Here is a 14453-nt window from a genome sequence, read left to right as displayed (position 1 = left end):
TCTGATCTGAATCTAGCACAAAACGATTGTTTAAATCAAAACCGCCGAAGGCTGGCGCGAGACCCATCCGCCTGTAATACTGCGTTATCGGCCAAAGCGCTCCTCAACGTACGGTGAGTACGTCTCGATCTCCCTTTGGCCTCTGGCCTTGTCTTCCAGACGACTTGACGGTTTTCACGATGTCTAGAGAAACTGAGGGGGGACAATCAACGATAAGACAATAATTATGAATTGATTAGGGTCCGAAGGAATAATGGAGTGTTGAGACAATATCGGCCTCGCCTTTTGAAAAGAGGCTGAAATCTCCCTGAAAAAGAATCGTGATGATGTCCCCATGGTGAAGGGGCTTCGGGATGACTTTGTCCTCTCCAAGAAGGAAGTCCGATGTTTTTAGAAGAGCTTGCTCGTTCAGCCAGACCTGGATGACGATATTTGTTGGTGGGATCTTCCCTACTTCGCCCACCAGAGAAGGCGCCCCTTTTCCGGAGAGGAGAAGCTTCCCTCGCAAGTTCTTTCTCTCTCCTGAAAGAATCACCATCAAGTCAAACTTCACCCTTCCTCTAATGGTTGCAATCGGCGCGATGAAGTCGTTTGGATCTGAGTCTTTTGTCGACATCCGACCGGTAATATGGATCGCTCCCTCGTTTATTTCCAGACCGATTATTCCGGAGGCCTCCCGTTCATTTCCCGCCCGGTCTCTCACGCCTGTTTCCAGTTTTTCCGGAAACAGGGCCGGCACATCCAGGACGGACTCCCTTCTATTTCCAGGGCCTCCCCCAAAGCTATGATTTGCGATGGCAGAAATTGATGCAGATCGAATGTCAGGAGAGATTGACCAGTCGGCGGCTTCCACGAGCCGCAAGCCGACTAAATTTCCAAGAAAATAAATAAAGACGATCAGAATGATTTTGAAGTGTTGCTGAGATAACATATTCTCCTCCAGACACAAATTTTTTCTTTTATCCCATATAAGGCCCGTTAATGGGTCTTGACCCCCCCCTCATGAACCTCTTATAATGCCCCATCATGAAACAATTTATTTCCAACAAACGCGCCTTCGCCCCTATCATCTTAGCACTTTCCCTCTCAGGCTGCTTTCTGAAGATCCCTCCTCCCGCTCCTCCCACCGGCATGGTTACTGTTCCAGGCGGAGAGTTTATCCAGGGGAGTAACAAGGTGGATGCCGAGCAGCAATCCAGCGAGTTGGGAACCCGAAAACCATGGTATCTCGATGAACACCCGGAGAGAACAGTAAAACTTCCCCTCTTTTACATCGACCGCTATGAGATCACAAACACAGAGTACAAGGCCTTCATCGATTTTACCCGAGCACGACCCCCCGTTTCTTTTCTCGGACGCAGTATTCCTCCCGGGCGGGAGCACTATCCGGTTACCGATATCAACTGGTATTCGGCAGAGCGATTCTGTCGATGGAAGGGAAAGCGTCTGCCGACTGAAGCGGAATGGGAGAAGGCCGCGCGCGGCGTGAATGGCCGGGAGTTCCCCTGGGGGAATGACTATGATAAGAAGAAGTTGAATGCCGGAGACTCCGGCATCGGGGATATCGCCCCGGTCGGGTCTTTTGAAGAAGGGGCAAGCCCCTACGGTGCTCTGGACATGGCCGGGAATGTGTGGGAGTGGACCGCTGACTGGTATCAGCCCTATCCGGAATCAAGCTATGAAAGCAAGCTCTTCGGTGAAAAACAAAAGGTCTTTCGGGGAGGCGGATGGGGAGGCATCGGCCACTACGCCCTCCCTCTCTTCTACCGGGGGGCCTACCGATCCTCCATCCCGCCGGAGGATGCTTACGCTGACCTGGGCTTCCGATGCGCAAAGACTCCATAGGGGGCTTGCGTCGCCCCCTCCACCGGCAAAGCCGAATGGAACCTCCCCCTCAACGCTCTCATTCGTTCGCTAGTAATGATCTACGCAAAAAAAAGTTTAAGCGTCCGGCATCATAAAGATTGAACCCTCTGGATTCCGGCCTTCGCCGGAATGACGAGCTCGTTTTTAAAAACAAAATAGTGCAAGGTTTCATAAGGTTTCAGATTGCCCAAATTTTTCTTCAGGGCAAGGCGCGCGGCGCGCAGAACCGGAGCGTATGTCCATACGTGAGGATTTGAGCACCGCAGCAACGCGGCCTTGAGGGAAAAGGTGGGTGAGCTGGAGCCTTATGCGAGGATTTCGGTGCCGACGCCCTTGTCTGTGAATATCTCCAGCAGGAGGGCATGGGGGACGCGGCCGTCTATGATGTGGGCCTTGTGAACTCCCTTTTCGATTGCGGAGAGGGCCGCCGAAACCTTGGGAAGCATTCCGCTTCCGATCACGCCCTTCTTGATCAGGCGCTGGGCTTCTTTTCTTGACAGCGTCGGGAAAAGCTTCTTTTTGTCATTGAGAATGCCCGGCACATCCGTCAGGATCAAAAACTTCTCTGCGGAAAGAGCCGCAGCCAGGCTTCCGGCAACCAGATCGGCATTGATGTTGTAACTCTTACCGGCCTCATCGGCCCCGACCGGAGAGATCACCGGAATAAAACGATCTCCTTCCAGAGCCCTCAGGATCTGTGCGTCCACGGCCTTGACCTCTCCGACATGTCCCATCTTATCCCGGCTGCCGCGTAGTTTTTTTGCGAGAATCAGTCCTCCGTCCTTGCCGGTCAGACCCACCCCCTTTCCGCCCATCTGGTTTATCAGGGTGACGATCTCCTTGTTCACGGCACCGGCCAAGACCATCTCAACGATGTCCATGGTCTCCCGGTCGGTCACACGGACGCCGCGGATGAATTTCGGTTCTTTCCCCATCTTCTTCATCATTACAGAAATCTGCGGGCCACCACCATGAACGACAATCGGATTCATCCCGACATATTTCATCAGGACCACATCCTCGGCAAACTGGCGTTTCAAGTCCTCCTCCAGCATCGCCGCCCCACCGTACTTGATCACAATGGTCTTACCGGAAAAGGCACGAATATAAGGAAGTGCTTCTACAAGTATTTCTGCTTTTTGATTAAGTTGATTCATTCGCATTACTTCTCTATAGAATATATCGCGTTAGGTCCTCATCCGTAATGACATCCCGCATCCGTTCCCGGACATATTCGCCGTCAATCACCACCTTCTTTTCCTCTAGCTCCGGGGCCGCAAACGAGAGCTTCTCCAGGAGACGTTCCATGATGGTAAAGAGGCGCCTGGCCCCGATGTCTTCCGTCCGTCCATTGACCGTCACGGCCGTTTCCGCAATCTCTTCGATGCCGTCTTTTGTGAATTCGAGATGAACCTCTTCCGTCTCCAAAAGCCCGACATACTGCTTTTCCAATGAATTCTTCGGCTCCGTCAGGATTCGGACAAAGTCCTCTTTACCGAGAGAGGACAACTCCACCCGGATCGGAAATCTCCCCTGTAATTCCGGAATCAGGTCTGAGGGTTTGGACATATGAAATGCCCCCGCGGCAATAAAGAGGATGTGGTCCGTTTTCACCATCCCATACTTCGTATTGATTGTAGAGCCCTCGACAATCGGGAGAAGGTCTCTCTGAACGCCTTCCCTGGAAACATCCGGCCCCTGACCCCCGTCCCGGCTGGCAATCTTGTCTATCTCGTCGAGAAAGACAATCCCCGCATTTTCCACCCGGTTGACGGCATCATGAATGACTTCGTCCATGTCGATCAGTTTCTGCGCCTCTTCCTGGTTCAGGATCGAGAGGGCCTCTGCCACCTTTAGTCTTCGCTTCTTGCTTTTACCGGGCATCATGTTCCCCAGCATTTCCCGGAGGTTCATCTCGAGATCTTCCATGCCGACATTCGAAATCACCCCAATCGGCGGAAGCGATTTGTCTTTGACCTCGAGTTCAACAGATCGTTCATCCAGTTTGCCTTCTCTTAATTGCTGGCGGAGTTTCTCGCGGCTCTGTTCGTAGGAATCCATTTTATTCTCCGGCACTTCCCGAGGTTCACTGTAAACACCGGACGGAGGACGTAAAGGCGGCGGCGGGAGAAGAAGGTCGAGCAAGCGATCCTCCGCAAGCTTCGCCGCCTTTTCCCGAACCGTTTCGCTATGCTGGGCCTTGACCATACTCACCGATAACTCCACGAGGTCCCGGATGATCGATTCCACATCCCGTCCCACGTAGCCGACCTCGGTAAATTTTGAGGCCTCGACCTTCAGAAAAGGTGCACCGGATAGCTTCGCCAGACGGCGGGAGATTTCTGTCTTTCCAACGCCGGTCGGCCCGATCATGATAATGTTTTTCGGAAGCACTTCATCTTTTAAATCAGGAGGAAGACGCTGACGCCGCCATCGATTTCTCAGGGCGATCGCGACCATCCGTTTCGCATCTTTTTGACCGACGATATATTTATCCAGTTCTTCTACAATCTTCCGGGGAATTAAATCCCCATAATCTTTCGATAACATCAGCTTATGACTCCATCAGAATGGCAGGGATACTTTTTATGAAAGACAAACTCCTAATCAAGAATCTCTAGGACAATCTCATGATTCGTGTAAATACAGATGTCTGCGGCAATCTTCATGGATTGCTCCACAATACCACGCGCATCCAAAGAGGAATGTGCGACCAGGGCCTGGGCGGCGGCCTGGGCATACGGGCCGCCCGAGCCGATCGCCAAAATCCCGCTTTCCGGTTCAATAACGTCTCCGTTCCCCGTGATCAGCAGGGAATGTTCTCGGTCCACAACGGCAAGAAGCGCCTCCAGACGACGGAGAATGCGATCGGTCCGCCAATCCTTTGCCAATTCAACCGCGGACCGGGTCAAATTACCATTATACTTTTCAAGCTTGGCCTCGAACTTCTCAAACAAAGTGAAGGCATCTGCGGTCGCCCCGGCAAACCCAGTCAGGATAGAATCATTAAATACCTTCCGCACCTTTTTCGCGTTGTGCTTCATCACGGTATTTCCGATCGTCACCTGGCCATCCCCTCCCATTGCAACCAGGCCATTATGGCGTACCGAAATAATGGTTGTTGATCGTATCATCTACTCACTCCACATTTTATACTGAAAAAAACAACTAGCCCCTCGGATGGGCTTTATCATAGACCTTCATCAGGTGGTCCATCTGCAGATGGGTGTATCGTTGTGTCGTGGAAAGACGCGCGTGCCCCAGCATCTCCTGAACCGAACGGAGGTCGGCACCCCCTTCAAGCAGATGCGTCGCAAAGCTGTGTCGCAGACTATGCGGACTCAAAGAAGGTTTGTCGATCTGGAGCATATATTTTTTCACGATTCTGCTGATACTCCGACCGGTGAGACGCTCTCCCCGGTGGTTCATAAACAGAGCTTCCCCCGGATGGGGACGGGCATTTAAATATCGGCGGATCGCGTCAATTGCCTTTCGACCGATGGGGACAAGACGTTCTTTCCGTCCCTTTCCGAAAACCCTGGCCATTCCTGCCTCAAAATCGATGTCTCCCTTTTGCAGGGCAAGCAACTCCGCATTGCGGATGCCGCAGGAATAAAATGTCTCCAGGATCGCCCGATCTCGTTGAACCCTCCATCCTTCTCCCTGAGGGAGAAGAAGCAGGCGGGCCGCCTGCTCGGCCGTCAGAAAAAGAGGAAGCGGTTTCTCCTGTCGCGGCGTCGCAAGCTGTTTTGCCGGATTGACCGAGATCTTTTCCTCCCGAAGAAGATATTGAAAAAAGGACCGAAGAACCGCCAACTTCCTTGCAATCGTCGTCTTGCCAATACCTTTTTTATGCAGAGCGGCCAGGTAGCCCCTGAGCATCAATGCACTCACCTGAGCGGGTTGCGGTACCCTCTTCTTTGTCAAAGGCCCGGACACTTTTCCCTTCTTCACCCTTTCGGCACCGATGAGATAGGCGCGAAATGCGGAAAGATCTGAAAGATAATTCCGCGTGGTATGGGGGGAGGCATTCCGCTCTACGCGGAGATATCGGCTAAAATCTTCGATTGCCCTATCCATTCTGAAAGATCTCCAAGCGCCCGATCGACAATCGCCTGATGACGAAGGGCTTTATTTAATTTTCGACTACGGCGTTTTCTGGGGAGGCCCTCTTCTCCAGGAAGATGAGAAGGAATCTCGCTCTTTTCAATCGGCGGAAACAACCCAAAATTTGTATTCATCGGCTGGAAGAAGGACGGATGACTCTGTGTAATATACTGAATCAACGCACCATGGGCCGTCGTTTTTGGCGGAACAGAGACGCTTCCCCCTAGAAGCATCCGCGTCGCGTTGATGCCCGCCAGACATCCCATTGCGGCTGATTCAACATATCCTTCCACCCCGACAATTTGCCCCGCCATGAAGAGGCCCGGCTGGGACCGCAACTGGAGGCTCTCTGATAAAAGACGCGGCGTATTGATAAAGGTATTTCGATGCAGGCTTCCGAGACGCAGGAACTCCGCATCCTCCAGGCCCGGAATCATCCGAAAGATACGCCGCTGTTCAGGCCACTTCATGCGGGTCTGGAAACCCACCATGTTATAACAGGATCCGAATTGGTTCTCCGCCCGCAACTGGACCACAGCAAAAGGCTGTTTCCCGGTCTTCGGGTCGATCAGGCCGACCGGCTTCATTGGACCGAAAACGGGGGTCAGACGCCCTCGCTCTGCCATGACCTCAATCGGAAGGCAACCTTCAAAATAAGGCGTTTTCTCAAATGATTTTCCCTCAACTCTTTCCGCGCTCAACATGGCCTCGTAAAAGGCCTGATAAGTGGCTTCGTCCATCGGACAGTTCAGGTAGTCCCCTTCCCCAGGGTCATAACGGGAGGCGCGAAAGACACGATCCGAGTTTATACTCTCCGCGTCAATGATCGGAGAAATGGCGTCATAAAAAAAAAGCCGGTCTGTGCGGGTTATTTTCTGAAGAGACTCCGCCAGGGAATCAGAGGTCAGGGGACCGCTTGCAATCACGGCAACGCCATCGGCCGGAATCTCCTTGACCTCCTCATGGAGCACCGTGATATTGGGGTGCCCCTGGATGGCCTGGGTGATGCCTTCAGAGAAGCGGTCGCGGTCGACCGCCAGGGCCATTCCTGCTGGAACACGCGCTCCTTCCGCCTTCGCAAGTACCAATGAACCGAGCTTCCGCATCTCCGTTTTGAGCAGACCCGGCGCACTCACCTCCTTGAGCGAACCCATAGAGTTGCTGCAAACCAACTCGGCCAGGTTTCCGGTCTTGTGTGCAGGGGTCATTCGGACAGGGCGCATCTCATAAAGGAGAACTGATATCCCCCGCTGTGCCGCCTGCCAGGCGGCCTCCGATCCGGCAAGCCCCCCTCCAATGATGATCAGCTTTTTGTCAGGCATACAAATCAACCAGCCTCTTCAAAACTACACTCTTCATTCCGACAGAGGATTTTCACCCCGGTCTTTCGGTCTCGTTTCTCGATCAGGAAGGGCGCTTGACACTTTGGACAAGGACGCTTTACCGGGCGATCCCAAAGGGCAAATTTGCAGTCCGGATAGCGTGTGCAACCAAAAAAGACCTTTCCCCGCTTTGTTCGTTTCTCGGTGAGGTCTCCCCCGCAATCCGGTTCAGAACAAGAAATACCGATGGATATTGGCTTGGTATTCTTACAATCGGGATAAGCGGAGCAGGCCAGGAAGCGGCCAAAACGGCCGGACTTGATGATCATCGGTTTGCCGCATTTATCGCAGACCTCATCGGTCTCAACCTCCGCCTTAACCACCTCAATCCCATCTTTTGTCTCGACAAACTCTTTGGTATTCTTGCACTCTGGATAGCCGGAGCAGGCCAGAAAGCGGCCAAAACGGCCCCATTTGATCACCAACTGGCTTCCGCATTTTTCACATTGAATATCGGTCGGCGTTTCTTCTCGTTTCACATCACGCATCTCGACCCGGGCTTTCTCCAGGGTTTTACTGAAGGGCTCGTAAAATCCCCGGACGGTTTCAACCCAATCCTTTCCCCCCTCTTCCACCTCATCGAGTTCATTTTCCATCCGGGCGGTAAACTCCACGTTCACGATATCCGGAAAATGATCCACAAGAAGATCGTTGACAATATTTCCAAGCTCTGTCGGATAAAAACGTCCTTCGCGTTTCTCAACATACTTTCGGTCCTGAACCGTTGAGATAATCGCAGCATAGGTGCTCGGCCGGCCAATCCCTTTTTCCTCAAGGTCATGGATCAACAAGGCTTCGTTATATCTCGGCGGAGGTTGCGTAAAATGTTGTTTCAGGTCAAGTTCCTGAAAATTCAGGGTCTCTCCAACACTCAATTCGGGCAGAATCCCCTCCACACCAGGGACAACTGTCCCTTCCTCTTCGCCCTTCGCGGACTTGGCCCCCTCGTCTTTTCCTTCGGTATATACCGTCGTAAAACCAGGAAACTTCACAACAGAACCTGTCACCCTGAAGAGAAAGGGCCCGGCGGCAATATCCATGCGCGTCATGTCCAGGATGGCCGGGGTCATTTGGCTGGCGACGTAACGATTCCAGATAAGTTTATAGAGCACATATTGATCGCGCGACAGATCTGCCTCAACCTGCACTGGATCGCGCTCAATGGCAGTAGGACGTATGGCCTCATGACCCTCTTGCGCCCCCTTCTTGCTCTTGTATTGATTCGGAGACTGCGGGACATAGGCGTCTCCGTACCGCGCCCTGATCCAGGCAAGCGATTCTCCCTGAAAATCTGGTGAGATGCGTACGGAGTCGGTCCGCATATAGGTAATCAATCCGACCGCCCCTTCAGAACGGGTTTCTATTCCTTCGTATAACTGCTGCGCCAGCATCATTGTTTTCTTCGGCGTGAATCCCAGTTTCCGGGCGGCCTCCTGCTGCAAACGGCTGGTAATAAAAGGCGGGGTCGGGTTGCGCTTCCGCTCCTTCTTTTCAACCTTGGAGACAATGTATGGATGCTCCTGTAAAGCATCCTTCAGTGCCTGGGCCTCCGATTCGTTGTCGATGCGAATCGTCGCTCCCTTTTCCTGAATCAACTTTGCCAAAAACGAGGGAGGATCTTTTCCCTGAAGTTTGGCGGTAATGCTCCAGTACTCAACAGAGTCAAAGGCCAGAACTTCTTTTTCGCGCTCACAGATGATCCGAACGGCCACAGACTGGACACGGCCCGCAGAAAGACCTCGGCGGACCTTCTCCCAGAGAAGGGGGCTGAGTTTATAACCGACAATCCGGTCCAGAACGCGCCGCGCCTGTTGTGCATTGACCTTTTTAACATCAATACTGCCGGGAGTCGTCATGGCCTGCTGAACCGCCTTTTTGGTAATCTCATTAAAGAGAACCCGGTAGACCTCCCCATTCTGTGATTTCAGTACCTCTGAAATATGCCACGCGATCGCCTCCCCTTCTCGATCCGGATCGGGTGCCAGATAGACCTTTTCCGCCGATTTGGCGGCCTTCTTGATCTCTGAAACAATCTTGCTCTTCCCCTTAATAACGACATACTCTGGCTTAAACCCACCCTCAATGTCGATCCCGAGTTTTGATTTTGGAAGATCCCTGACATGACCAACAGAGGCCATCACCTTGTATTGTCTTCCGAGGTACTTACTGATTGTCTTTGCCTTGGAGGGCGACTCGACGATCACCAAGCCCTTTTTCTTTGTCGTTGCGGTTTTACGACTCTTCTTTACAGCCTTCGGCAATACAACCTCCACATAAAATTATCCTGTTGCAACTACTCCAATGGCCGGAATTATACCAGCTTCACATTTGTTACTCACATTTTAACATAGTACTGTCCCGCAAGCTGTTTCACCATTCCTTTCAACTCAAGGGTCAAAAGGAGCTCGGAAACAGAAGATGAGGTCTTGGCACTTTCCATTATAACCTGATCCACATGCTTCGGCTCGGACGAAAGTATCCCGTACAGAATTTCCTCATCAGATTCAAGCTGAGGCCTTTCTTCTGGCAAGCCCGGCAAGCGTTTCTCCAATGTTGGCCGAAGTTCATCCAGGATATCATCAACCCCCTGAACCAGTTTTGCCCCGGATGCGATCAGTTGATTTGGCCCGGCACTGGTCTCAGACAGGATCGGTCCCGGCACGGCAAAGACCTCACGCCCCTGTTCCAGGGCGAGACGGGCCGTAATCAGAGAACCGCTCTTGAGCGTTGCTTCAACCACAACACATCCCATTGAAAGTCCGCTGATCACCCGGTTGCGTTGCGGAAAATGGTGCGGCTCGGGAAGCGCACCCATCGGAAACTCGGAAAAAATCGTCCCTTCCTCAACCATCTGGTCGAATAACTTCTCATGTTCAGACGGGTAAATCGTGTCAATACCAGAACCCAAAACCGCGATGGTTCTCCCCCCTTCAGAGAGTGTGGTTCGGTGTGCCAGACCATCGATTCCCCGGGCAAATCCGCTGACAACCGTGACCCCATGCCGGACCAGGTCGCGACAGAGTTTTTCGGTCACCGTTCTTCCGTAATGAGTCGTCTTCCGCGCGCCAACGATTGCAAGGGGATAGAATGCCTGCTCTCTCCATATCCCCTTCATATAAAGGATCGGGGGAGGATCATAGATCTCCAGGAGCAGTGCGGGATAGCAGGCATCATTCAGGCACAAAAGAGACGCGCCTTCTTTTTCTACTTTTTCCAACTCCTGATCGACGTCGGTATAATTACGGAACGAAGTGATGCCTGCCGCAACCGATCCCGTCATTCCCTCAACCTTCAGGAGCGCTTCTCTCCCTTCAGAGAATACCGACTCGGGATTTTTAAAATGCTCAATCAGACGCCGATAGAGAACATTTCCGACCCCGGGAACCTGTTTCAACGCCAGCCAGGAACGATAGCGTTCCATGATCCCTCCAAGTGTAAACGGATGACACTATACAGAAGTGCCTTGTCCAGTCAAGTAAAACGACAGCTTTCTCAAGGTCTCAGCTCTGGAATTATTTTAAGGGAACGCAAGAGAATAAGGTCTTAAATAAAGGTCCTACGATGGAAGGGCTCACAGAAAAATCTTTACCGAAGAGATCGCTCCGCGAATGATCGGCTCGGGGTAGAGGCCGAGGAAGAGGGTGATAAAGGCCATGATCGAGAGCGCCACCTTCAGGGCGGGCGAAAATGAAAGGGGCATCTCATCCAGTGGCTCCTCCATATACATCACCTTGACCACGTTGAAATAGTAATAAAGAGATATGGCGCTATTGAGAACGGCAATAATAGTCAACCAATAGAAGCCCCCCTGGATCGCAGCGTTGAACAAGTAGAGTTTCCCCACAAAACCAGCGGTCGGCGGAATCCCGATCAGGGAGAGGGCAAAGAGAATAAATGTCGCCGCCACGACCGGGTGTGTTCGAGCCAACCCTCTAAAATCGCTGATCTGATCTCCCCGCACTCCCTTCCGGCAGATGAGGATCAGCATGGTGAAAGCACCCAAGGTCATGAAAACATAGCCGACGAGATAGATCAGGATGGCGGTCAATCCCACTTGATTGCCTGCAACCAAACCGATCAGAATATAACCCGCGTGTGAGATTGAGGAATAGGCCAGCAGCCTTTTAATGTTGGTCTGGACCATCGCGACAACATTCCCAAGGGTCATCGTCAGAACGGAAACCAACCAGAGAATCTGCCACCAACTGGAATGACTCCCTTCCAGGCCCATGATAAAAACGCGCAGCATCACAGAAAATGCAGCGGCCTTCGAACCGGCAGAAAGGAAAGCCGTAATCGGTGTGGGTGAACCTTCATACACATCAGGCGCCCACATATGAAAGGGAACGGCCGCGATCTTGAACCCAAAACCGGTCACCATCAGGATGATGGCCATGATCAATATCGGGGAGGAAGACAGATCCTGCGCCGCAAGCTGTTCATGAATCCCCGCCAGGTTTGTGGTGCCCGTCAAACCGTAAAGAAACGCAATTCCGTATAAAATAACACCGGAGGCAAATACCCCGGTCAGAAAATATTTAATCCCCGCCTCAATTGATTTCGGATCTTTTCTCATGAATGCCGTCAGAACATAGAGAGACATCGACATCAGTTCGAGTGAAAGGTAAAAAGAGAGCAGGTCTGTGGCTGAAGGGAGCAACATCATCCCAATCGTTGCAAAAAGGATCAAACCGTAGTACTCCCCCAGATTGATCCTTTGGATCTCAACATAACGAAAGGACATCATGATGACAAGTATAGAAACAGAAATAAATATCACCTTGAAGAAAATGGCAAAAGAATCGATTGCAATCATTCCATTGAACGTTGAGATCTCCTTGCCCCAGAGGAAAACAAGCGAGAAACCGGAAAGAAGCAGACCCCCGATGGAAAAGTAGCCCAGAACTTCTTTTTTCTCCGCAGGGACAAAGGGAACCGCGACAAAAAGGGCTAAGGCCACAAGAGATAGGATTATTTCGGGAAGAATCGCGATAATTTGAATATCGGGCAATGGCGTCTCCATCTATTCCTCTTCCCCAATGGAAGCGCTCAATTCGCGATCATGTATCCGGAGTTCCGAATCACCACGCAAGGCAAGATCGACAGGTCGGTTCGGCAGAATCTCCTCTATCCTCACCTTCTTCACTTTATGATCCGACCCGGTGTTTTGGGCACTGGACGCGTTGAGCCTCATGAGGATCTTCTCCACAGGCGGTTCCAGGAATTGGATAAAGGGTTTTGGATAGAGACCGATCCAGAACATGAAAACGACCAAGGGAGCCATGTAGGCGATCTCGCGACGGTTCATGTCGGAAAGTTTTTGGTTTTCGGGTTTATCCAGCGGCCCGAACATCATTCGCTGGAAGAGCCAGAGCATGTACGCGGCCCCCAGGATGATTCCGACCACGGCAATCCCCGCATATACCTTGTTTGCTTCAAAGGCCCCAACCAGGATTAAAAATTCTCCCACGAAACCGTTTAGACCGGGAAGTCCCATGGAAGAAAACATTGTCACGGCAAAAAAACCGGCAAAAATGGGCATCCGATAAGACAAGCCTCCAAAATCTGCAATCAAACGCGTATGCCGACGTTCGTAAATCATCCCGACAATCAGGAAGAGCGCTCCGGTGGAAACCCCATGGTTGATCATCTGAAGGATGCCCCCCGTCAGCCCGTGTCGGTTCAGGGCAAACAAACCCAGCATGACAAAACCGAGATGACTGACCGAAGAATAGGCCACCAGGCGTTTCACATCTTTTTGTGCCAAGGCGACCAATGCCCCGTAAACGATGCCGACCAGGGCCAAGCCGGAGATCATTGGAACAAAATAGCGGCTGGCCTCGGGGAACATTGGAAGACAAAAACGGACAAAACCATAAGTGCCCATTTTCAGCAGAACCCCCGCCAACAAGACGCTTCCGGCGGTCGGTGCATCCGTATGCGCGTCCGGAAGCCAAGTATGGAAGGGGAACATTGGAACCTTGATGGCAAAACCCAGGAAGAAGGCGAGGAAAATCCAGTATTGATAAGGATGGAGGGGGAGGTTCAGTTTTTGAAGTTCAAGAATACTAAAGGTCAGCTGCCCTGTCCCATACTCCGGATTCCCGTTGAGAAAGTAGATGGCCAGGATGCCCAGGAGCATGAACAAACTGCCAAAGAGCGTGTAAAGAAAAAACTTGATACAGGAGTAGAGACGCCGGCCCCCACCCCAGATACCGATCATAAAGTACATCGGAACCAGCATGATTTCCCAGAAGATATAGAAGAGGAAGAAATCGAGGGACATGAAGACCCCGAGCATCCCGGTTTCGAGGAAGAGGATGGCAATATAATATTCCTTCACACGTTCTGTAATAGCCGTAAAAGAGCTGACAATTGAGATGGCGGTCAGGATCGTCGTCATGACGATCAATAAGAGACTGATCCCGTCAATGCCAAAGATATATTCAACACCCAGACTCGGAATCCATGTAGCCTGCTCCACAAATTGCATGTCCGCCTTGGACTTCTCAAAACCGGGAATCAGAAGGAATGAGACCAGCATGGTCACCAGGGAAATCCCCAAGGCCGTTTGCATGATCGCCTTGTGGTCCTCCTTTTTCATGAAGGCAAGAATGATGCAGCCAATCAAGGGAATATAGGCGGTGAGGGAGAGGATGGGGAAAGAATATGTACTTATCATGAAACCTCCATAAGAAACCCGTTACGCAGTCACTACAATATCCAGACAAAAACAACCGAAAGGACAACGATTCCGACGATCATGGCCAACATATAATTTTGGATGGCCCCCGTCTGCAACTTGCGGAGTCGCCGGGCGCTCCCGCCCAGAACCGTCGAGATACTGTTCACTGCCCCATCGACAACATGAATATCAAATATTTCGGAAACCTTGCTTTCCAGGAGCGTGGCCCAGCCTGAGGCATTGACCAGGCCATCAAAAACCCAGGTATCCACCTTCCATGCAAATCGGGAGAGTCTTTTTACCGGTTCGATCAGGCCATACTTATACACCTCAGTAATAAACTCTTCATAGCGTGCGAGGGGTTTCTCCGCGAACCACATAAAGCCGGGGACGCCTCTCCGGTAGGCGATATC

The 14453-nt window shown here is 51.8% G+C and carries 11 protein-coding genes; 1 reads left to right on the top strand and 10 read right to left on the bottom strand.

All coding sequences use genetic code 11. From position 1 onward, the window contains the following. Window positions 1-235: 235 nt before the first annotated feature. The gene (locus EYQ01_10210) at window positions 236-931 is read right to left on the bottom strand and encodes a hypothetical protein (GenBank protein ID HIE66157.1); all 696 of its coding nucleotides are present in this window, start codon (window positions 929-931) and stop codon (window positions 236-238) included. Between the two features lie 95 nt (window positions 932-1026). On the opposite strand from EYQ01_10210, the gene EYQ01_10205 reads away from it, so the two are divergent. After that, window positions 1027-1845 carry a formylglycine-generating enzyme family protein gene (locus tag EYQ01_10205; protein ID HIE66156.1) on the top strand — a complete coding sequence of 273 codons (819 nt, stop codon included), beginning with the start codon at window positions 1027-1029 and terminating at the stop codon, window positions 1843-1845. A gap of 326 nt (window positions 1846-2171) precedes the next feature. On the opposite strand, the gene argB is transcribed toward EYQ01_10205, so the two are convergent. The 9 genes from argB to EYQ01_10160 form a co-directional block, all read right to left on the bottom strand. Then, on the bottom strand, window positions 2172-3023 hold the full coding sequence (gene argB / locus EYQ01_10200) for an acetylglutamate kinase (GenBank protein ID HIE66155.1): 852 nt from the start codon (window positions 3021-3023) through the stop codon (window positions 2172-2174). 13 nt (window positions 3024-3036) lie between these two features. After that, window positions 3037-4416: an ATP-dependent protease ATPase subunit HslU gene (gene hslU, locus EYQ01_10195; protein ID HIE66154.1), complete on the bottom strand. Its 1380-nt coding sequence runs from the start codon at window positions 4414-4416 to the stop codon at window positions 3037-3039. Window positions 4417-4469: 53 nt separating this feature from the next. Continuing rightward, entirely contained in the window at window positions 4470-5000 is a 531-nt protein-coding gene (hslV, locus tag EYQ01_10190; GenBank protein ID HIE66153.1) for an ATP-dependent protease subunit HslV, read from the bottom strand. A 34-nt stretch (window positions 5001-5034) separates the two neighbouring features. Further along, entirely contained in the window at window positions 5035-5946 is a 912-nt protein-coding gene (locus EYQ01_10185; protein HIE66152.1) for a tyrosine recombinase XerC, read from the bottom strand. Beyond that, the gene (locus tag EYQ01_10180) at window positions 5904-7295 is read right to left on the bottom strand and encodes a methylenetetrahydrofolate--tRNA-(uracil(54)-C(5))-methyltransferase (FADH(2)-oxidizing) TrmFO (protein HIE66151.1); all 1392 of its coding nucleotides are present in this window, start codon (window positions 7293-7295) and stop codon (window positions 5904-5906) included. The genes EYQ01_10185 and EYQ01_10180 overlap by 43 nt, the downstream gene beginning before the upstream one ends. Before the next feature lie 5 nt (window positions 7296-7300). Next, a complete protein-coding gene (gene topA, locus EYQ01_10175) occupies window positions 7301-9562 on the bottom strand; it encodes a type I DNA topoisomerase (protein ID HIE66150.1) in 2262 nt (753 codons plus the stop codon). A 128-nt stretch (window positions 9563-9690) separates the two neighbouring features. Further along, complete coding sequence (gene dprA / locus EYQ01_10170; GenBank protein HIE66149.1) at window positions 9691-10776, bottom strand: DNA-protecting protein DprA; 1086 nt, start codon at window positions 10774-10776, stop codon at window positions 9691-9693. Window positions 10777-10926: 150 nt separating this feature from the next. Further along, the gene (locus EYQ01_10165) at window positions 10927-12378 is read right to left on the bottom strand and encodes an NADH-quinone oxidoreductase subunit N (GenBank protein ID HIE66148.1); all 1452 of its coding nucleotides are present in this window, start codon (window positions 12376-12378) and stop codon (window positions 10927-10929) included. Then, a complete protein-coding gene (locus EYQ01_10160; protein ID HIE66147.1) occupies window positions 12379-14037 on the bottom strand; it encodes an NADH-quinone oxidoreductase subunit M in 1659 nt (552 codons plus the stop codon). Between the last annotated feature and the right edge of the window lie 416 nt (window positions 14038-14453).

It is taken from the genome of Candidatus Manganitrophaceae bacterium, from assembly GCA_012960925.1.
Taxonomy (GTDB): Bacteria; Nitrospirota; Nitrospiria; order SBBL01; family JAADHI01; genus DUAG01.
The sequence above is the reverse complement of the archived record's forward strand: the minus strand, read 5'-3'. Positions and strand labels throughout refer to the sequence as shown.

Coding starts and splice junctions, on each gene's coding strand:
- EYQ01_10185 (HIE66152.1), bottom strand. CDS start 5,946: ATGGATAGGGCAATCGAAGATTTTAGCCGATATCTCCGCGTAGAGCGG.
- hslU (HIE66154.1), bottom strand. CDS start 4,416: ATGTTATCGAAAGATTATGGGGATTTAATTCCCCGGAAGATTGTAGAA.
- EYQ01_10165 (HIE66148.1), bottom strand. CDS start 12,378: ATGGAGACGCCATTGCCCGATATTCAAATTATCGCGATTCTTCCCGAA.
- EYQ01_10180 (HIE66151.1), bottom strand. CDS start 7,295: ATGCCTGACAAAAAGCTGATCATCATTGGAGGGGGGCTTGCCGGATCG.
- EYQ01_10210 (HIE66157.1), bottom strand. CDS start 931: ATGTTATCTCAGCAACACTTCAAAATCATTCTGATCGTCTTTATTTAT.
- dprA (HIE66149.1), bottom strand. CDS start 10,776: ATGGAACGCTATCGTTCCTGGCTGGCGTTGAAACAGGTTCCCGGGGTC.
- argB (HIE66155.1), bottom strand. CDS start 3,023: ATGAATCAACTTAATCAAAAAGCAGAAATACTTGTAGAAGCACTTCCT.
- hslV (HIE66153.1), bottom strand. CDS start 5,000: ATGATACGATCAACAACCATTATTTCGGTACGCCATAATGGCCTGGTT.
- EYQ01_10160 (HIE66147.1), bottom strand. CDS start 14,037: ATGATAAGTACATATTCTTTCCCCATCCTCTCCCTCACCGCCTATATT.
- EYQ01_10205 (HIE66156.1), top strand. CDS start 1,027: ATGAAACAATTTATTTCCAACAAACGCGCCTTCGCCCCTATCATCTTA.